Source organism: Microbacterium sp. NPDC055502 (assembly GCF_053643635.1).
This window is the reverse complement of sequence record NZ_JBSHKJ010000003.1, coordinates 69,672-87,675: the sequence shown is the minus strand read 5'-3', so window position 1 is coordinate 87,675 and position 18,004 is coordinate 69,672. Positions and strand designations below refer to the sequence as shown.

The window sequence follows — 18,004 nt, the reverse complement described above, 5'->3', positions numbered from 1 at the left end:
GCGTGTGCACGGTCACATCGTCACTTCATTATGTCTGCCACGACCGCGCCGTGCATCCCGAAGGCGTCACGGACCGGTGGGCCGGAGGACGTCGCGGCGGGAGACCTCAGCCGAGGATGCGGGCGCCGGGCACCGGCCCGTGCACGTGCAGCGGGTCCAACCCCTCGTCCCGCAGCCGGGTCTGCACGTCCTGCGCGGTCTCGGGATCGGGGCACAGCAGCGCGACCGTGGGACCGGAGCCCGAGACGATCCCGTGCAGGGCACCCGCCGCGATCCCGCGGTCGATCGTGTCACCCAGGTCGGGCCGCTCGTGCAGCGCCGCCGTCTGCAGGTCGTTGTGCAGCGCATCGGCGAGCTGCCGCGGGTCTCCGGTGCGCAGCGCCTGGAGCACCGGGATCGGCACGTCGAGCGACAGCGGCGGGTCATCGGCGAGCGCACCCTCCTCCTCGCGCAGCAGGTCGAGCCGCTCGTACACCACCGGGGTCGACAGGCCCTGCTCGCTCGTCACCAGCAGCCAGTCGAAGCGGCCACGCGCGAGCGCGGGGTTCAGCTGATCACCGCGCCCCGTGCCCACCGCCGTGCCGCCGTGCAGGGCGAACGGGACGTCGGCGCCGAGCCGCGCCGCCAGGTCGTGCAGACGCGCGGGCGACAGACCGGTCCCCCACAGCGCATCGCACGCGACCAGGGCCGCGGCGGCGTCGGCCGATCCGCCCCCCATGCCGCCAGCGACCGGAACGCTCTTGCGCACCTCGAGCGCCACCCCGCCGGTGTGCTCGGTGGCCGTGGCGAGCAGCTTCGCCGCGCGCATCGCCAGGTTGCGGTCGTCGAGCGGCACGGAGCCGTCGTCCTCGACCCCGGACACCGTGATCGAGAAGTCGTCCGCCCGTCGCGCGATCACGTCTTCGTACAGCGACACCGCCTGGAACACCGTCGCGAGGGCGTGGTAGCCGTCGTCGTGGCGGCCACCGACCCCCAGATAGACGTTGATCTTCCCCGGCGCGCGCACGTGCACGGATCCGGCGGCCGAGGCGAGGCTCATGACCGGGTCACAGATCCGAGGAGGTGGCCCAGAGGTTCACGTCGATCCCCCCGGACAGCTCGTCGATGCGGGCGAGCTCCTCCGCGGTGAACTCGGGCCCGTCGAGCGCGGCGAGGTTCTCGTCGAGCTGCTCGGGCCGGGACGCCCCGATCAGGGCCGAGGCGACCACCGGGGTGCGCAGCGTCCACTGCAGCGCCAGCTGGGCGAGCGACTGTCCGCGGCCCTTCGCCACGTCGTTCAGCGCCCGCAGCGTCTGCACGGCCTCGTCGGTGAGCTTGCCCTTCGGGAGCGAGCCGCGCTGCTGCGCCCGGTCGGCGGTGCCGTCGCCCAGGTACTTGTCGGTGAGCAGTCCCTGCGCGAGCGGCGTGAACGCGATGGCCCCGAGACCCGACTCCTCGAGCGTCGTCGTGAGGCCGTCCTCGATCCACCGGTTCAGGATGGAGTACGCGGGCTGGTGGATGACCAGCGGGGTGCCGAGATCCTTCGCCACGGCGACCGCCTCGGCCGTGCGCTCGGCGCTGTACGACGAGATGCCCACGTAGAGGGCCTTGCCCTGCCGCACGAGCGTGTCGAGCGCGCCCACGGTCTCCTCGATCGGGGTGACCGGATCGACGCGGTGCGAGTAGAAGATGTCGACGTAGTCCAGGCCCATGCGCGTGAGCGACTGCTCGGCGCTGGCGAGGATGTACTTGCGGCTCGCGTAGTCGCCGTACGGGCCCGGCCACATGTCCCAGCCGGCCTTCGACGAGATGATGAGCTCGTCGCGGTAGGGCCGGAAGTCCTCCGCGAAGATGCGACCGAAGTTCTTCTCGGCGGAGCCGTAGGGCGGGCCGTAGTTGTTCGCGAGATCGAAGTGCGTGATACCGCCGTCGAACGCGTGACGCAGCAGCGCGCGCTGGTTGTCGAGCGGGATGTTGTCGCCGAAGTTCCACCACAGCCCGAGCGAGATCGGCGGCAGGTAGAGGCCGGACGACCCGACCTGACGGTAGGCGAACCGTCCGTAGCGGCCCTCGTCGGCGGCGTACGGGCGGTGGAGCTCGGGGACATCGGGACGGAAGCGCGGGGAGTCGGTCACGGTGCCAGATTACCGGGCGGTGTGGGATCCGGGATCGCCGTTGCGTGGCGCTCGATGCGCTGGTAGGCGGGGACGACGGGCGGTGCGGGACCACGGGCAACTCCGGGTTTCGTCGCCTACACTCGTGCCGCTCGGACGCCGCGGGGCAGTGACAACTGGCCGTCCGGGTGATCACGCAGTCCGCCAGGGCATCGTCCCGATGGCGTCGCGGTGTGGTGCGCGGCGATCCGCTGTGCCTGCAGCGCGCGCCGCACACTCCGAAGGAAACAACATGAAGATCCGCCCCGCTCTCGCTCTGTCCACCGCGGCCCTCGCGATCGGCGCTCTCGCCGGCTGCGCACCCGCCGCCACGACCCCCGCCGCGTCTGCGTCGCCCTCGCCCGGCGCCTCCGCGGACGCCGAGTGGTCGTACCGCGGGTCCAACGGCCCCGAGCACTGGGGGAAGTTCGGCGCCGCGTGCGAGAACGTCGACAGCTCCCACGAGTCCCCCATCGCCATCGACACCTCGACGGTGCAGATGGGGACCGCCGCGCAGAAGGTCGTGACGCACTACGCCCCCGCCGCGTTCGACATCGAGAACAACGGCCACACCATCGAGGCGATCCCGGAGGACCCGACGTCCAACTCGATCGAGGTGAACGGCAAGACGTACGAGCTGCAGCAGTTCCACCTGCACGCGAGCAGCGAGCACACGATCGACGGACGCACGGCTCCCGCCGAGCTGCACCTGGTGCACAAGGCCGAGGACGGCTCGATGCTCGTGCTCGGCGTGATGCTGCAGGCTGGGCCGGCCAGCACGGCACTTGACGAGTTCTTCTCGTCGATCACCACCACCGTGAGCGAGAAGGGCACGCCGCTGAGCCACGAGATCGACCCGAGCGCGCTCATCCCGGCGGACGGCATGAGCGTGCAGTACGACGGCTCGCTCACCACGCCGCCGTGCACCGAGGACGTGCGCTGGAACGTCTACCTCACCCCGGTGACGGTGTCGGCGGAGGAGCTCGCCGCGTTCACCGACGTCTACCCCGACAACCACCGACCCGTGCAGCCCCTGCACGACCGCACGCTCACGGAGATCCCTTCGGGGGTCTGAGCTCCGCGTCCTGCCCGCACCTCCGCCGGGCTCCCGCTGCGACGGCGGGAGCCCGGCGGCGGGGCGGGAGCGGCGGGTAGAGCCTCAGGCAGCCGGTGCCTGCTGCGCGATGCGCTGGTAGTCGTCGACCGTGAGGTCCTCGCCGCGGGCGGTCGGGGCCACGCCGGCGGCCGTCAGCACCTCGGTCGCAGCGGCCGAGCTGCCGAAGACGCCGGACAGCGCCTGGCGGAGCATCTTGCGGCGCTGGTTGAACGCGGCATCGACGATCTCGAAGGTGCGGCGACGCTCGGCCTCGGAACCGCGCTCGCCCTCCGACCGATCGAAGCCGACGAGCAGGCTGTCGACGTTCGGAACGGGCCAGAACACCTGCCGCGACACCGTGCCGGTGAGCCGCCACTCGCCGTACCACGCGGCCTTCACGCTCGGCGAGCCGTAGATCTTCGACCCCGGCTTCGCCGCCAGGCGCTCGGCCACCTCGGCCTGCACCATCACGACGCCCCGCTGCAGATAGGGGAAGGTCTCGAGGAAGTGCAGCAGCACCGGCACCGACACGTTGTACGGCAGGTTCGCGACCAGGACGGTCGGCTCGCCGGGCAGCTCGGCCACCCGCAGCGCGTCGGCATCGACCACCGTGAGCGCCCCCTCGGGCACGCCGTGCTCGGCGGCGGTCTGCGGCAGGCGGGCGGCGAGGCGGTGATCGATCTCCACGGCGGTGACGGCGGCCCCGGTCTCCAGGATCGCGAGCGTCAGCGAACCCAGGCCGGGCCCCACCTCGACCACGCGCTCGCCCGGCTGCACGCGCGCGGCCTGCACGATCTTGCGGACCGTGTTCGCGTCGGTGACGAAGTTCTGGCCCAGCTTCTTGGTGGGGGTGACATCGAGCTCGGCGGCCAGTCGGCGGATCTCGGCGGCTCCGAGCAGGGTGACGGTCATGCGTCCATTCTCGCCGAAAGCCCGACCGTCCCCGGCACTCGCTATCCTGCGGGGATGCCCTCCCTCGGTGAACTGATCGCTCCGCGGCGCATGGGCAGGGACTTCCGCTGGCTGCTCGCGTCGTCGTGGACGAGCAACATCGGCGACGGCGTGGCGCTGGCCGCCGCTCCCCTGCTCATCGCCTCGATGACCTCGTCGCCGATCCTCGTCGCCTCCGGCGCCGTCCTCCAGTTCTTGCCCTGGCTGCTGTTCGGCCTGCACGCGGGGGCCATCGCCGACCGCTTCGACCGTCGGCGCCTGGTGATGATCGCGAACGCCGCGCGGGCGGTCGTGCTCGCGGCGCTGTGCGTGTTCCTCGTGACGGGCACCGCGAACATCGGCATCGTGCTCGCGGTGGCCTTCCTGTACGGCTCGGCCGAGGTGTTCGTCGACACCGCGAGCAGCACGCTGCTGCCGATGATCGTGAAGCCGGACGACCTCGGCCTCGGGAACGCCCGGCTCCAGGCCGGCTACCTCGTGGCCAACCAGTTCGCCGGTCCTCCCCTCGGGGCGTTCCTGTTCGCCGCGGGGCACGCCTGGCCGTTCCTGGTCGAGGTGCTGTGCGTCAGCCTCGCGGTCGTGCTGATCTCCCGCATGGCCCGCACGCCCGTGCCACCCCGGGCGGACGCCGCCGCGCACCCGCCCGTGCACACCGACATCGCGGAGGGGCTGCGCTGGCTGTGGCGCAACCCGCCCGTGCGCATGCTGGTGATCATCATCCTCGTCTTCAACGTCACGTGGGCGGCGCCGTGGGGCGTGCTCGTGCTGTACGCGACCGAGCACCTGCAGATGGGCCCGGTGGGGTACGGCGCCCTCACCACGGCGTCCGCGGCCGGCGGCATCCTCGCGACGTTCAGCTTCGGGTGGCTCGAACGGCACGTGTCGTTCGCGACCCTCATGCGCATCGTGCTCTCGCTGGAGGTGCTGATGCACCTGGCGTTCGCGCTCACCACCGCCGGCTGGGTGGCGCTGATCATCATGTTCTTCTTCGGCGCGTACGCCTTCGTGTGGGGCACGATCTCCACGACTGTCCGGCAGCGCCTCGTGCCCGCCGAGCTGCAGGGACGCGTCGCCTCGGTCAACATGGTCGGGGTGTTCGGGGGCATGATCGTCGGCCAGGCGCTCGGCGGAGTGATCGCCCAGCTGTGGGGGCTCACCGCACCGTGGTGGTTCGCGTTCGGCGGCGCAGCGATCACGCTGCTGCTGGTGTGGAGGCCGATCTCGCAGATCGTGAGCGCGAGACCGGTCGCCCAGACCGGCCCGGACGACGTGGATGCTCAGTCGGTGAACGAGCCGTAGACCCGCAGGGTGTTCTCGGCGAGCTGCGCGGACAGCTCGTCGACGCCGATGCCGAGCTCGGCGGCCAGGAAGCGGACCGTGATCGGCACGAGGTAGGGCGCGTTCGGGCGTCCCCGCAGCGGCGTCGGCGTGAGGAACGGGGCGTCGGTCTCCACCAGAAGTCGGTCGAGCGGCGTGACCTTCAGCGCGTCGCGCAGGTTCTGCGCGTTCTTGAACGTGACGTTGCCCGCGAACGACAGGTGGTAGCCCGCGTCGGCGCACACCCGGGCCATCGCGGCGTCGCCGGAGAAGCAGTGGAACACCGTGCGATCGGGAGCGCCCACACGCGACAGGGTCTCCAGCACCGCGTCGTGCGCGTCGCGGTCGTGGATCTGCATCGCGATGCCGTGCTTCTTCGCGAGCGCGATGTGCGCCTCGAACGACTCGAACTGCGGCCCGCGGCGCTCCGGCTCGGTGCGGAAGAAGTCGAGCCCGGTCTCGCCGATCGCGCGAGTGCGCGGATGCGCCGCCAGCTCGTCGATCACCGCGAGGGCCTCGTCGAGACCGGCACCGCCGCGACGGCCCTGCTCGGCATAGGTCGGCGCGTCGTTCGGGTGGATCGCCACCGCGGCGAGCACGCGCCGGTCCGAAGCCGCCGCCTCGACCGCCCAGCGCGACGACTCGATGTCGCCCGATGCCTGCACGACTCCGGCGATGCCCACGGCCTCGGCGCGGTCGAGCTGCTCCGTCAGGCTCAACGGCTCGTCGCCGTCCATGATCTCCAGGTGCGCGTGGTTGTCGTACACCGGGACGGCGAGGGGCTCAGGGGCTGCGGGATACCGCAGGTCTTTGCGCCCGTCGCCGTCTCGGCGCTGCACGTACGTCTCGGTCATGGGGTGTCGGTCAGGCCGTCGACTCCACGCGCGGGAACAGCGGCGCGAGGCCGTTGACGCTCGTGCCCGGCTTCAGCACGCCCCACGCCCCCGCCTCACGGATCGGCTGGTCCTGCAGACGACCCAGCGTCTCGGCGGCGCCCAGTGCGATCCACAGCTTCTCGGTGGACTGCGGCATCACCGGCGACAACAGCACCGCCAGGGCCCGCAGGCCCTCGGCACACGTGTACAGCACCGTGCCCAGACGCTCGCGCTTCTCGTCGTCGCGGGCCAGCGCCCACGGCTCGTTCTCGGTGATGTAGCCGTTGAGCGCGTCGACGATGGTCCAGATCGCGGAGATCGCCTCGTCGATGCGGAACTGGCCGATCGCGGCATCCGCCTTCGTCGCGGCGTCGGCGACGATCTTCTGGATCGCGAGGTCCGCCTCGGTGTACTCGGCCGCCGGCGGGACGATGCCCTCGAAGTACTTCTCGATCATCGCGGTCGTGCGGGAGGCGAGGTTGCCGAAGCCGTTCGCGAGCTCGGCCTGGTAGCGGGCGGACAGGTCCTCCCAGGAGAACGAGCCGTCCTGGCCGAACGCGATCGCCGACAGGAAGTAGAAGCGGTAGGCGTCGGAGCCGAACACGTCGGTGATCTCGGTCGGCGCGATGCCGGTCAGCTTCGACTTCGACATCTTCTCGCCGCCGACCAGCAGCCAGCCGTGCGCGAACACGCCCTTGGGAACGTCGAGCCCCGCCGCCATCAGCAGCGCGGGCCAGATCACCGCGTGGAAGCGCAGGATGTCCTTGCCGACCACGTGGTACGCGGGCCAGCGGCGCGCGAACGTCTCCTCGTCGGAGCCGTAGCCCACGGCGGTGGCGTAGTTGAGCAGCGCGTCGACCCACACGTAGATCACGTGCGACTCGTCCCACGGCAGCGGGATGCCCCAGTCGAACGTGGAGCGCGAGATCGACAGATCCTTCAGCCCCTGGCTCACGAACGACACGACCTCGTTGCGCGCCGAGTCCGGCCGCACGAAGTCGGGCTCGGTCTTGTACAGCTCGAGCAGCCGGTCCTGGAACTCGCTCAGCTTGAAGAAGTAGTTCTTCTCCTGCAGCAGCTCCAGCGGCTTGGAGTGGATCGCACACACCTTCAGCCCCTCGAAGGGACCGGTGCCGTCGACGATCTCGGACTCCGGCTTGAACTCCTCGCAGCCCACGCAGTAGAGCGCCTCGTACTCGCCCGCGTAGATGTAGCCGCGGTCGTACAGGCGCTGGAAGAACGTCTGCACGTTGGTCTCGTGGCGCTCCTGCGTCGTGCGGATGAAGTCGTCGTTGGCGACATCGAGGGTCGTCAACAGCGGGAACCAGCTCTCGCTGACCAGCTTGTCCACCCACTCCTGCGGCGTCACGCCGTTGGCCGCCGCCGCCCGCAGCATCTTCTGCCCGTGCTCGTCGGTGCCCGTGAGCATCCAGGTGTCATCCCCCGCCTGGCGGTGCCACCGCGCGAGCGTGTCGACCGCCACCGTCGTGTACCCGTGGCCGATGTGGGGCACGTCCGACGGGTAGTAGATGGGCGTGGTGATGTAGAAGGATTCGCCTGCGGGCATGGGGACAATTCTAGGTGCCCCCATGCCGCAGGTTACGCCGGTGCGCGCTCAGAGCGCGTTGCGTCGCGCGACCTCGCCCAGCCACGCCAGCGACGGCTTCGGGAACCGCTCGAACGTCTCGTGGTCGAACCCGATCAGCCCGAAGGTCGGCCGGAAGCCGCTCGCCCACTCGTAGTTGTCCAGCGCGCTCCAGTGCTGATACCCGCGCACCTCGATGCCGTCCGCGATCGCGCGGTGCAGGCCCTCCAGTGCGCCCTGCGTGTAGGCGATGCGGCGGGTGTCGTCGGCCGTGGCGATGCCGTTCTCGGTCACGATCACCGGCACCCCGCCACTGCGCTGCCACGCGCTGCGCACCCCCAGCTCGAGCGCGGGCGGGTAGAACTCCCACCCGGTCAGCGTCGTCTCCACGTCGTCGGCGACCGGCCGCGGTCCCTCCGGACCGATGAACGTGCGCGTGTACGCCTGCACGCCCACGAAGTCGTCACCGGCCGACTGCTCCAGGTACCAGTGGTCGCGCGGGTCGCCGTAGGCCGCCAGCATCTCGTCGGCGCCCGGCTCGCCCGTCGAGTGGAAGGCCTGGGTCGCGATGGTCCACCCCGCCTGCGCGCCCGGCACGGTGTGCACGAGTTCGGAGGCCCGGCGGTGCGCGGCCAGCAGCGTGTCCGCCACGGCGAGGTCGGGATTGGGCAGGCCGTAGGCGACGAGGTTGGCCGCGTCCTCTCCCCCGGCCAGCATCGCGGCGATGTTGGGCTCGTTGATCGTACACACGTAGCGCACGCCGTCGAGGATGGGCAGCACGGTCTCCACGTAGCGCGAGAACAGGTCGACCGCGTCGCCCGCGCGCCAGAAGCCGTCGCGCTGAAACCACTGCGGCACCGTGAAGTGCATGAGGGTGACCGTCGGGTCGAGCCCGTGCTCCCGTGCGGTGTCGATCATGCGGCGGTAGTGGTCGAGCATCGCCCGTGACACGAAGCCGCGCTCCGGCTCGATCCGCGCCCACTCGACCGAGAAGCGGTAGGAGTTCAGCCCCGCCTCGGCCAGCAGCCGCATGTCCTCCGGGTAGCGGTGGAAGTGGTCGGCGGCGTCGCCGGAGGGCTCGACCATGGGCGAGTCGGGGGCGTGCTCCATCGCCCACCAGTTGCTCGTGGTGTTGTTGCCCTCCACCTGATGGGCGGCGGTCGCGGCGCCCCAGAGGAAGCCGTCGGGGAATGCGAGCACGGATGCGCTCCTCTCTCTTTCTTGCAGATCTCCCGGCGCGGTTCAGCGCGCGCGGGAGGGGTTGGGCACGGCGTCGAGCAGCTCGACCGTGTACGGGTCCTCGGGGTGCTGGAGCACGTGCGAGGTCTCGCCGCGCTCCACGACCCGTCCGCCGTTGAGCACCAGGATGTTCTCGGTGACCAGGCGCGCGCTCAGCAGGTCGTGCGTGATGTAGAGCATGCTGATGCCCCAGCGCTCACGCAGGTCCTCCAGCAGCGCGAGCACGCCGGCACGCAGCGACACGTCGAGCATCGACACGGGCTCGTCGGCGATCAGCACCTGCGGGTCGCTCGCGAGCGCACGGGCGATCACGACACGCTGCCGCTGTCCGCCGGAGAGCTGGTGCGGCAGCTTGGCCGCGAACTGCTCGACGGGCGTGAGGCCGACGGTCTCCAGCAGTTCGAGCACGCGCGCCCGCGCCTCGGTGCCGCGCAGCGTCGTGTAGTTGCGGATCGGGCGGGACAGCGCATACTCGACCGTGTGCAGCGGGTTCAGGGCCGCATACGGGTCCTGGAACACCATCTGCACGTCCTTGCGGAGGTCGCGCAGGCCCCGGCGCTTCAGTGCGGCGACGTCGGTGTCGCCGAAGCGGATCGTGCCGGCGGTGGGCTTCTCGACGCCGGTGAGCATCTTCGCGATCGTCGACTTGCCCGACCCCGAGGCGCCGACCAGCGCGAGGGCCTCCCCCGGCTCCAGCCGGAAGGACACGTCGTCGACCGCGACCACCGGCTCCTGCCCGCGCCGCGGCGCCGGGTACCGCTTGGTGACGCCGTCCACCACGATCGCGGCGTCCGCGCGCCGGGTGTCGCGCGCAGACACGGTCGGCAGGGTCTCGGTGACGTCGGTGCGGCTGCGGCCCTCGCGGCGGCGGGTGCCCACATCGAGGAACCCGGGGATCTCGATCTTCTCCGCCCGGGGGTCGGCGTAGTGGCTCAGCAGCATGCGCGTGTACTCGTCCTGCGGACGGTGCAGGATGTCGTGGCTCGGGGCGTCCTCCACGATGCGGCCCTCGTGCATCACCATGACCCGGTCGGTGGCCTCGAGCACGATGCCGAGGTCGTGGCTGATGAGGATCGCCGTGAACCGCTCCGACCGCTGCAGCTCCTGGATCGTGTCCATCACCGCATGCTGCACGAGCACGTCGAGGGCCGTGGTCGGCTCGTCGAACACCATGAGCTGCGGCTCCAGCGACAGCGCGAGGGCGATCGAGGCGCGCTGCCGCATGCCGCCCGAGAGCTCCCCGGGGTAGCGGTCGAGCACCTCGGGCTTCAGTCCGACCTTGCCCACGAGCTCGCGGGCCCTGGCCTCACGGGCCTCGCGGGGCACATGTCCGTGCGCGGCGAAGATGTCGCGGAAGTGACCTGCGACCGTGCGCACGGGGTTGAGCGCGTTCATGCCCGACTGCAGCACCATCGCGAAGCCGCCCTGCCGCTGGCGGCGCAGTCCCTCGGCGTCGAGCTCGCGGATGTCGCGCCCGTCGAACAGGATGCGACCGCCGCTGATGCGCGCCGGGGGCTTCTGCAGCCGGGTCAGCGCGAACCCGAGCGTGGACTTGCCCGACCCGGACTCGCCGACGAGTCCGACGAACTCGCCGCGTCGCAGCGTGAACGACACGTCGTGCACGGCCTGCACGGGCTGCTGCCCCGGGGAGGCGTACTCGACGGACAGGTTCTGCACGTCGAGGAGGATTCCGGCGTTGCTATCCGAGGTGTGCGCGGTCATGGCGCTCATCGCCCCTTCCCTTCCCGCAGGCGCGGATTGGAGATGCCGTCCACGCCGAAGTTGATGAGTGTGAGGCTGAGGGCCAACAGGGCGATGCACAGACCGGGGGCGAACAGCAGCAGCCACTGCCCGGTGAGCAGCGAGTTGGAGTTCTGCGCCCAGTAGAGCATGGTGCCCCAGCTGACGATGCTGGAGTCGCCGAGGCCGAGGAACTCCAGGCCCGCCTCCGCCAGGATCGCCGCGGTGGCCGCGCCGAACAGGGTCCCCGCGATGATCGAGGTCATGTTCGGGAGGATCTCGCGGAACACGATGCGGGCCCTGCTGTCGCCGGAGAACTGGGCCGAGGTGACGAAGTCGTTGCCGCGCAGCGACTGGGTCTGGCTGCGCAGCACGCGCGCGCCCCACGCCCATCCGGTCACCACGATCACGGCGATGATCATGAGGATGCCGCCGTTCTGCAGGTACGCGGCGATCACGATCATGAGCGGCAGGCCGGGGATCACGAGGAACAGGTTCACGATGAACCCGACGACCTCGCCGGCGAAGCCGCGCATGTACCCCCAGCTCAGGCCGATCAGCACCGCGACGATCGTGGAGAGGATGCCGGCGGCGAAGCCGACCAGCAGACTCACCTGCGCACCGTAGATCAGCTGGCTGAGCACGTCCTCGCCCGCGGCGGTCGTGCCGAGCCAGTGCTCCCACGACGCGTCGGCGTTGCGCTCGAAGCCGTTCTCCTTCGGGCCGTACGGCGCGAGGAGCGGCGCGAACACCGCGACCAGGACGAAGAAGGCGAGGATGCACAGCCCGAGCCGTGCCTTGCCGTTGGCCCACAGGGTGCCGACCATGCGCCCGAAGGAGCGCCACGGGCTGGGGGCAGCGATCCGATCGGCCGGGATCTTGACGTTCATGGTGGAGGTCATCGTCTGGTCCTCGGGTCGAGCACGCAGTGCAGGCGGACGGGGAAAGGAGGGATCATCATCGGCGCGTCCTCGGGTCGAGCACCCCGTAGAGGATGTCCACGAGGAAGTTGGCGATGAGCACGCTCACCGTGATCATCAGGAACAGCGCCTGCATGAGCGGGTAGTCCTGCCCGATCACGGCGTTGAACAGCAGGTAGCCGATGCCCGGATAGCCGAACACCTGCTCCACGAGGATCGACCCGCCCACCACGCCGCCGAGCGTGAGCCCGAAGCCGGTGAGGTTCGGCAGGATCGCGTTGCGCGCGGCGTAGCGGAGCGCGATCGTGCGCCCGCGCAGCCCGTTGGCCTCACCGAAGGTGATGTAGTCCTCGCCGAGCGTGTTGATCATGGCGTTGCGCATGCCGATGATCCAGCCGCCGAGCGACGTGAGCAGGATCGTCAGCGCCGGCAGGAACGCGTGGCGCACCAGGTCGACGATGAAGTCCCACGTGAACCCGGGCGTCGTGGTCGCCGAGTAGGCGCCGGTCGTCGGGAACCAGTGCAGCACGTAGCCGAGGAAGAACAGCAGCAGCAGCGCGGTCCAGAAGTACGGGAAGGTGCTGAGGAACGAGCCGGTCAGCGTGGGCAGCGAGTCGAGCCAGGTGCCGCGCCGCCACGCGGCCATCACGCCGATGAGGGTGCCGATCACGAACGCGAGGATCGTGACGATGCCCACCAGGCCCAGCGTGTACGGCAGCGCCGTGGACACCATGCTCGACACCGACTGCGGGTAGAACGTGTACGAGACGCCGAAGTCGAGCCGTACGACCTGACCGAGGTAGGCGACGTACTGGTCCCATAGCGAGCCGGTCGGCACGCCGAGCTGCGCCTCGATCGCGGCCCTGGTCGCATCCGACACGGGTCCGTTCTGCGAGAGCTTGGCTATTGCGGCGTCGGCGGGCGAGCCGGGCATCATGCGCGGGAGGAAGAAGTTCAGCGTGACCGCGGCCCACAGGGTCAGCACGAACAGGCCGAGTTTCTGGGCGACGTACTTCACTGGTCGTCTCCGTTCACTCGCTTCAGGTGGGTGAAGATCATCAGGGGCGCCGAGTCGTAGTTCTGCGGGATCATGTACGGGTCGTCGGCGGACGGCCACCCGGTGAACTTCGCGTCGTTGAACAGACCCCAGATGCCGCCGTAGTACATGCCGATCACGGGCAGCTCGTCGTACACGATGTTCTGCAGCTCGTGCACGATCTCGCCCTGGCGCTGCGGGTCGACCGTCGCGCGGTACTCCGCGAGCAGCGCATCGGCCTCCGGCGAGCGGTAGCGCTCGAAGTTGTTCGTGGTCGACTCGCCCGACGGCACGTAGAAGTCGCTGGAGAGCAGGCTGTTGAACGCCTGGTAGACGTCGCCGTTGCCCATGCCGCCGATCGCCATCTCGAAGTCGCCGTTGCCGATCGCGCTCTGGTAGCCCGCGGGCTGCGGCAGCTTCAGCGAGACCTTGATGCCGATGTCTCCGAGCTGGCGCTGCACGGTCTGCGCGGCGCGGGTCCAGTCGGAGAAGCCGTTCGCGGTGGTGAGCGAGAACTCCAGCTGCTCACCGTCCGGCCCCACCAGCCGATCGCCGTCGAGCGTGTAGCCGGACTCGGCGAAGGCGGCGAGCGCGGCGTCCTCGTCTTGGGCGATCATGCCCGCGTCGGGGATCTCGGGGTCGAGGTACTGCTCCTGGTTCGGCAGGATCAGGCCGGTCTGGCCGGCGGGCTTCATGTAGCCCTCGGACGCGGTCTCGGCGATCTCCTCGCGGTCGAGCGCGAGCGCGATGCCGCGGCGCACGTTGACGTCGTCGAACGGGGCGACCTCGAGGTTCGGCACCAGCGAGATCACGCCGCCCGGCGGGAACCACCAGGTGTTGTCCGGGCTGGCCGCGCCCCACGTGCCCTCCACGTCGGAGATGAACGCGTACGCCCAGTCGTAGCCGCGCGTGACGGTGTCGAGCTGGCTGTTGGTCGCCGGGAGGATGATGTGCTCGATCTCGATCCGGTCGGCCTGCCAGTAGTCGGGGTTGCGGTCCATCGAGTACTGCTGATCGTTGTAGTTGCCGAGCACGAACGGACCGGTGCCGACCGGATCCTCGTTGCGCCAGGTGCCCGGATCCTGCACGTCCTTCCAGATGTGCTCGGGCACGATCATGGTCTGGCCGAGGATCGACAGCGACGGGGCGTCCTCGCTCTGCAGGTGGAAGACCACGTCAGAGCCGTCGACCTCGACCGAGTCGATGTGCTGCCAGGCGCCCTTGATGTCGAGAGACGGCTCATCCTTCAGCAGCTGGAACGTGAAGGCGACGTCGTCGGCCGTGAAGTCCTCGCCGTCGCTCCACTCGACCCCGTCGCGCAGCGTCATCACGATCGTGCGGGCGTCGGGCTGCGACCACGCGGAGGCCAGCCACGGGTTGAGCTCGCCGTCGAGCGGGTTCACCAGGATCAGCGGCTCGTAGATCCACCGCGAGGCGGTGCGCGTGTTGGTCAGGTACGGGTTGAAGTTCTTCGTGAAGAACGGGTTGCCGTGGTCGGCGTTGATCAGCATCGTGTCCTCGCCGATGGAGGGGTCGGGCTGGGAGCTGATCTGGATGCTGCAGCCGCTGAGCGCGATCGCCGCGGCCGCGAGCCCCACGACGGCGGCTCTGCGCCAGCGTCGGAAGGTGTGCGTCTCTGCCACTGGGGGACCTCATGTCGTCTCTGTCATGATGGGCGCCCCACGGGTCGGAGCGTCCGTCGGCCGAAGCCGCATGAGCGAGTGTAAGCGCATACATTTGTGATCGGCAACCCCTTGACACCGCGCTCCCGTCCGTTCGAGGCGCGTCAGGCGGGACGCGCGGAGCTCTCTCGCAGGAGGATCTGCAACGGCAGCCGCACCACCGCGGGCGGGGCCTCCGGCTCCTCCAGCCGGCGCGCCAGCACCTGCACCGCGGCGCGGCCCAGCTCGATCATCGGCTGCCGGATCGTCGTCAGCGGGGGGACGGAGAGGGCGGCGGCGTCGATGCCGTCGAACCCGGTCACGAGCACGTCGTCGGGCACACGCACGCCTGCGCGGTGCAGCACGTCGACGACCCCCAGCGCCATCTGGTCGTTCGCCGCGATCACCGCGGACGGAGGTGCGCCGTCGCGCAGCAGCTCCTCGGCCGCGCGCCGCCCCGACGCCCGCGTGAAGTCGCCGCGCAGCAGCCGCAGCTCCTCGGTCGCCCGGCCCGACGCCGCCACGGCCGCCACCACGCCCTCGCGCCGCTGCTCCGCGTCGGGCGAGTCCGCGGGACCCGCGAGGAACGCGACCGCACCCTCCCCGACCTGCGCGAGAACGTGCCGCGTGAGCTCGCCCATCGCCTCGGCGTTGCTGACCGTGACGTGGTCGTAGTCGTCGCCGCGCGGCGGACCGGACAGGACCACGACCGGGATGCGGCGCGCGAGCCGCGCCAGCACGTCATCCGGCACGCTGCTCGCGAGCACCATGAGCCCGTCGACACGACCGGCCATGTCCCGCACGGTCGACCGGTCGGGGTCGTCGCGCCCCACGCCCACCATCAGCACGAAGCCCTGCTTCCACGCCTCCAGCTCGGCCCCGCGCAGCACCTCGTCCAGGAACAGCATCGAGGTGGCAGGAGCGCCGGGCTCGCCCTCGTCCTCCACCACCGTGAACGGCGGGGCCGCGGCTCCCGCACTCGACAGGACGTCGAGCGCGGGGGCGTCCTCCGCCGCGTCGAACCCCGGGAAGTACAGGCCCAGCACGCCCGTCCGGCGCTCGGCCAGCCCGCGCGCGCTTCCGCTCGGGACGTAGCCGAGAGCCGTGACCGCATCGAGCACCCGCTCGCGGGTCGCCGGTCGTACGGCATCGGGCGACCGCAGCACCCGCGACACGGTGGCGATCGAGACGCCCGCGTGCGCGGCGACGTCGTACACGGTCGCGGCCTTGCTCACGGCGGATCCCCCAGGGTCGAGTCGTCGGATCGGGTGTCAGGACAGCGTAGATCAGACCCGGCGGGCGATCAGCGCACCGTGCGGGCGCGTGCTCGCCTCCCCGGGCACGCGGGCGCGGGTCTCGGTCCCCTCGACCTCGAGCCCCGCGGCGGCGAGCAGCGGCGTGAGCGCCTCCGCCGACCAGAAGTACGCGGTCGTGATCGCGTGGTCGAACGGCGCGCGCGGCTCGCCGTCGAAGAAGCCCAGCAGCAGTCGTCCCCCTGGCGCGAGCACGCGCGCGAACTCGGCGAGCGCGGCGGGCACCTCGGTCGGCGGCGTGTGGATGAGCGAGTACCACGCGAGGACGCCGCCCAGCGACCCGGCGGGCTGCGGCAGCGCGAGGAAGGAGCCCTGGGTGACGTCGAGGCCGGGGTGCCGCGTGCGGGCCTCCGCGACGAACTCCGCCGACAGGTCGATGCCCGACACGTCGTGCCCCGCGTCGTGGAGGAACCGCGTCCACAGCCCGGGACCGCACCCGGCGTCGAGCAGGGCACCCGAGGTGGCTCGGCGCCAGCGATCGATCGTGTCGCGGTCGCGGGGGTCCAGCTGCTCCACCGTGCCGGCGATCGCGACGTACTCCGCGGCGCGGTGGTCGTAGGCGGCCGCGATGGCGTCGTGCGCCTCCGCCGGTGTCGTCACCGGGTGCCCCCCGAGCTCATCGGGTACGGGCGGCGAGGGCGGCCTGGTAGAGATCGCGCGTGGAGAGGCCGGTCTGCGCCGCCACCTCGGCCGCGGCCTCCTTCAGGCGCGTGCCGTCCGCGAGCAGGGCCTGCACCTGGGCCAGCGCGTCGTCGGCCGACACCGCGCGGCGGGGCGCGCCCTCGACCACGACCACGATCTCGCCCTTCACGCCGTCGGCGGCCCAGGCGGCGAGCTCGGCGGCGGTCCCACGGCGCACCTCCTCGTACAGCTTCGTCAGCTCCCGGCACACCGCGATCCGGCGGTCCTCGCCGAACGCCGCCCCCATGTCGGCGAGCGTCGCGGCCAGGCGCGACGGCGACTCGAAGAACACCATGGTGCGCGGCTCCGCGGCGAGCGCGGTCAGGGTCGCCCGGCGCTCCCCCGGCTTGCGCGGCAGGAACCCCTCGAACGTGAAGCGGTCGGTCGGCAGACCCGAGATCGCCAGCGCCATGAGCACGGCGCTCGGACCGGGGATCGCGGTGACCGTGACCCCCTGCGCCACGGCCTCGGCCACGAGCCCGTAGCCCGGGTCGCTCACGGTCGGCATGCCCGCGTCGCTCATCACCACGACATCGGTGTCCGCGGCGAGGGCCGCCAGCTCCGCGGCCTTCTGCTTCTCGTTGTGGTCGTGCAGCGCGATCAGGCGCGGGCGGTTGGCGATCTGCAGCGCCTGCAGAAGCCGCTGCGTGGTGCGGGTGTCCTCCGCGACCACGACCTCCGCGTTCTCCAGCACCTCCACCAGACGCCGGGACGCGTCCCCGAGATTCCCGATGGGCGTGGCGGCGAGGATGATCACCCGCCCAGCTTAGGCGGGCGGGTGACCATCCTGATCGTCGCGACCGCCCCCGCGATACCAGCGGATGACCATGGAGATCACGCCCACCACGAGCACCACCCCGCAGGCGACGAAAAAGATCCGGAAAGCGATCTCGGTCGCAAGAGCTGCGTTGAGGAAAGCCAGGCCGGCGCAGAACAGAGTGGCGATCCACCCAGTGATCCGTGCCCCACTGGGCTGCGCCTTCGTCGTCGGACTCTGATCCATGGGGGAGCTCTTTTCCGTCTCGACAGGATGGGTCAACATGCGAAATCCCCGGTGCTCGTGCGCTTCTCCTGCGCAACCTGTCCCAGATACGCCGCCCATGCGGCGACACTCCAGCCGGGACTGACGATAGTCGCACCGATCGATCCGAAAAAGCCACCGACAACTCTCCCGGCTTGCGCCCAACACGGACCGAGGTCGCGCGACGGCACGGCGCGACCCACGACCGCGACTTCAGAGACCGCCACCCCTCGCTCCGTCGGCGCTTCAAAGCTTGCTGACGCCGAAAGCGGGAAAACCAGGGCGGATGCGACGGTCAGTGCCGCGGCCGCGGTGAGTCGTGCGGAGAACTGAATGATCATGAACGTGTCCTATCTGTCCTCAAATGCGGACAGATACACGCTACGGTGCCAGACACTCGGCTGCTATCCCTCCAGCTCTCGAACTTCTAGAACATC

General features: G+C 70.6%; 17 protein-coding genes. 2 read left to right on the top strand and 15 right to left on the bottom strand.

The window, feature by feature from the left end:
• Positions 1 to 106: 106 nt before the first annotated feature.
• Both ACWH95_RS16720 and mgrA read right to left on the bottom strand, forming a co-directional pair.
• Positions 107 to 1,039 (bottom strand): 4-(cytidine 5'-diphospho)-2-C-methyl-D-erythritol kinase, encoded by a 933-nt coding sequence (locus ACWH95_RS16720; RefSeq protein ID WP_247639067.1) that lies wholly within the window; start codon positions 1,037 to 1,039, stop codon positions 107 to 109.
• 7 nt (positions 1,040 to 1,046) lie between these two features.
• Positions 1,047 to 2,114, bottom strand: a complete 1,068-nt coding sequence (gene mgrA / locus ACWH95_RS16715; protein ID WP_136036205.1) for an L-glyceraldehyde 3-phosphate reductase — start codon at positions 2,112 to 2,114, stop codon at positions 1,047 to 1,049.
• A 271-nt stretch (positions 2,115 to 2,385) separates the two neighbouring features.
• Here mgrA and ACWH95_RS16710 point away from each other — a divergent pair, with 271 nt between their 5' ends.
• Entirely contained in the window at positions 2,386 to 3,207 is an 822-nt protein-coding gene (locus ACWH95_RS16710) for a carbonic anhydrase (protein WP_454121046.1), read from the top strand.
• An 84-nt stretch (positions 3,208 to 3,291) separates the two neighbouring features.
• Here ACWH95_RS16710 and rsmA read toward each other — a convergent pair whose 3' ends face one another.
• A complete protein-coding gene (gene rsmA / locus ACWH95_RS16705) occupies positions 3,292 to 4,140 on the bottom strand; it encodes a 16S rRNA (adenine(1518)-N(6)/adenine(1519)-N(6))-dimethyltransferase RsmA (protein WP_247639070.1) in 849 nt (282 codons plus the stop codon).
• A 54-nt stretch (positions 4,141 to 4,194) separates the two neighbouring features.
• On the opposite strand from rsmA, the gene ACWH95_RS16700 reads away from it, so the two are divergent.
• Complete coding sequence (locus ACWH95_RS16700; RefSeq protein WP_378803902.1) at positions 4,195 to 5,478, top strand: MFS transporter; 1,284 nt, start codon at positions 4,195 to 4,197, stop codon at positions 5,476 to 5,478.
• On the opposite strand, the gene ACWH95_RS16695 is transcribed toward ACWH95_RS16700, so the two are convergent.
• From ACWH95_RS16695 to ACWH95_RS16640, 12 genes are all read right to left on the bottom strand, one after another.
• Positions 5,457 to 6,350: a TatD family hydrolase gene (locus tag ACWH95_RS16695; RefSeq protein ID WP_454121045.1), complete on the bottom strand. Its 894-nt coding sequence runs from the start codon at positions 6,348 to 6,350 to the stop codon at positions 5,457 to 5,459. The genes ACWH95_RS16700 and ACWH95_RS16695 overlap by 22 nt on opposite strands.
• A gap of 10 nt (positions 6,351 to 6,360) precedes the next feature.
• The gene (gene metG / locus ACWH95_RS16690) at positions 6,361 to 7,938 is read right to left on the bottom strand and encodes a methionine--tRNA ligase (RefSeq protein WP_136028589.1); all 1,578 of its coding nucleotides are present in this window, start codon (positions 7,936 to 7,938) and stop codon (positions 6,361 to 6,363) included.
• A 48-nt stretch (positions 7,939 to 7,986) separates the two neighbouring features.
• Complete coding sequence (locus ACWH95_RS16685; RefSeq protein WP_136036524.1) at positions 7,987 to 9,156, bottom strand: glycoside hydrolase family 1 protein; 1,170 nt, start codon at positions 9,154 to 9,156, stop codon at positions 7,987 to 7,989.
• Positions 9,157 to 9,198: 42 nt separating this feature from the next.
• The gene (locus tag ACWH95_RS16680) at positions 9,199 to 10,926 is read right to left on the bottom strand and encodes an ABC transporter ATP-binding protein (protein ID WP_240744477.1); all 1,728 of its coding nucleotides are present in this window, start codon (positions 10,924 to 10,926) and stop codon (positions 9,199 to 9,201) included.
• The gene (locus ACWH95_RS16675; RefSeq protein WP_136028587.1) at positions 10,923 to 11,837 is read right to left on the bottom strand and encodes an ABC transporter permease; all 915 of its coding nucleotides are present in this window, start codon (positions 11,835 to 11,837) and stop codon (positions 10,923 to 10,925) included. The genes ACWH95_RS16680 and ACWH95_RS16675 overlap by 4 nt, the downstream gene beginning before the upstream one ends.
• 55 nt (positions 11,838 to 11,892) lie before the next feature.
• Complete coding sequence (locus ACWH95_RS16670; RefSeq protein ID WP_136028586.1) at positions 11,893 to 12,873, bottom strand: ABC transporter permease; 981 nt, start codon at positions 12,871 to 12,873, stop codon at positions 11,893 to 11,895.
• A complete protein-coding gene (locus ACWH95_RS16665; protein WP_136036525.1) occupies positions 12,870 to 14,534 on the bottom strand; it encodes an ABC transporter substrate-binding protein in 1,665 nt (554 codons plus the stop codon). The genes ACWH95_RS16670 and ACWH95_RS16665 overlap by 4 nt, the downstream gene beginning before the upstream one ends.
• Before the next feature lie 143 nt (positions 14,535 to 14,677).
• Positions 14,678 to 15,787: a LacI family DNA-binding transcriptional regulator gene (locus ACWH95_RS16660; RefSeq protein WP_247639076.1), complete on the bottom strand. Its 1,110-nt coding sequence runs from the start codon at positions 15,785 to 15,787 to the stop codon at positions 14,678 to 14,680.
• Between the two features lie 51 nt (positions 15,788 to 15,838).
• Complete coding sequence (locus tag ACWH95_RS16655) at positions 15,839 to 16,465, bottom strand: class I SAM-dependent methyltransferase (protein WP_136036295.1); 627 nt, start codon at positions 16,463 to 16,465, stop codon at positions 15,839 to 15,841.
• A gap of 16 nt (positions 16,466 to 16,481) precedes the next feature.
• Positions 16,482 to 17,303 carry a 16S rRNA (cytidine(1402)-2'-O)-methyltransferase gene (gene rsmI, locus ACWH95_RS16650; protein WP_454121044.1) on the bottom strand — a complete coding sequence of 274 codons (822 nt, stop codon included), beginning with the start codon at positions 17,301 to 17,303 and terminating at the stop codon, positions 16,482 to 16,484.
• Positions 17,304 to 17,312: 9 nt separating this feature from the next.
• Complete coding sequence (locus ACWH95_RS16645) at positions 17,313 to 17,549, bottom strand: hypothetical protein (protein ID WP_136028581.1); 237 nt, start codon at positions 17,547 to 17,549, stop codon at positions 17,313 to 17,315.
• A gap of 32 nt (positions 17,550 to 17,581) precedes the next feature.
• Positions 17,582 to 17,908 carry a hypothetical protein gene (locus ACWH95_RS16640; RefSeq protein ID WP_136028580.1) on the bottom strand — a complete coding sequence of 109 codons (327 nt, stop codon included), beginning with the start codon at positions 17,906 to 17,908 and terminating at the stop codon, positions 17,582 to 17,584.
• Positions 17,909 to 18,004 lie beyond the last annotated feature (96 nt).

What these genes read in the sequence shown, in the direction of transcription:
- ACWH95_RS16675 (WP_136028587.1), bottom strand. Translation starts at nt 11,837, where the DNA reads ATGACCTCCACCATGAACGTCAAGATCCCGGCCGATCGGATCGCTGCC.
- ACWH95_RS16700 (WP_378803902.1), top strand. Translation starts at nt 4,195, where the DNA reads ATGCCCTCCCTCGGTGAACTGATCGCTCCGCGGCGCATGGGCAGGGAC.
- ACWH95_RS16680 (WP_240744477.1), bottom strand. Translation starts at nt 10,926, where the DNA reads ATGAGCGCCATGACCGCGCACACCTCGGATAGCAACGCCGGAATCCTC.
- metG (WP_136028589.1), bottom strand. Translation starts at nt 7,938, where the DNA reads ATGCCCGCAGGCGAATCCTTCTACATCACCACGCCCATCTACTACCCG.
- ACWH95_RS16720 (WP_247639067.1), bottom strand. Translation starts at nt 1,039, where the DNA reads ATGAGCCTCGCCTCGGCCGCCGGATCCGTGCACGTGCGCGCGCCGGGG.
- ACWH95_RS16640 (WP_136028580.1), bottom strand. Translation starts at nt 17,908, where the DNA reads ATGATCATTCAGTTCTCCGCACGACTCACCGCGGCCGCGGCACTGACC.
- ACWH95_RS16695 (WP_454121045.1), bottom strand. Translation starts at nt 6,350, where the DNA reads ATGACCGAGACGTACGTGCAGCGCCGAGACGGCGACGGGCGCAAAGAC.
- ACWH95_RS16645 (WP_136028581.1), bottom strand. Translation starts at nt 17,549, where the DNA reads ATGGATCAGAGTCCGACGACGAAGGCGCAGCCCAGTGGGGCACGGATC.
- ACWH95_RS16710 (WP_454121046.1), top strand. Translation starts at nt 2,386, where the DNA reads ATGAAGATCCGCCCCGCTCTCGCTCTGTCCACCGCGGCCCTCGCGATC.
- rsmA (WP_247639070.1), bottom strand. Translation starts at nt 4,140, where the DNA reads ATGACCGTCACCCTGCTCGGAGCCGCCGAGATCCGCCGACTGGCCGCC.